1 protein-coding gene is annotated in these 257 nt (G+C 60.7%); it reads right to left on the bottom strand.

From position 1 onward, the window contains the following. Positions 1-257 (bottom strand): transposase (locus AB2B41_RS23595; protein ID WP_367880260.1); only part of this gene is annotated, 257 nt, incomplete at both ends.

The raw sequence follows: 257 nt of genomic DNA, 5'->3' as shown, positions 1-257 counted from the left end.
TTGAGTAGCTCTGGCAGCATTGGCGCGTCACCGACATTGCTGGTGGTGACTTCGACGGCGCGAACTTCCAGCGTTTCCTCGTCAATGCCAATGTGTATCTTGCGCCAAATCCGGCGTTTGGGGCCGCCATGCTTACGGGCGTTCCACTCGCCTTCACCCTCAGCTTTGATGCCCGTGCTGTCGATCAGAAGGTTCAGCGGGCCGGTGCCTCCGCGATAGGGCAGGCTCACGTTCAGGGTTTTCTGGCGGCGGCACAG

The sequence above is a fragment of the Sulfitobacter sediminis genome (assembly GCF_040811725.1).
In the GTDB taxonomy this organism is placed as follows: domain Bacteria; phylum Pseudomonadota; class Alphaproteobacteria; order Rhodobacterales; family Rhodobacteraceae; genus Sulfitobacter; species Sulfitobacter sediminis.
The sequence above is the reverse complement of the archived record's forward strand: the minus strand, read 5'-3'. Positions and strand labels throughout refer to the sequence as shown.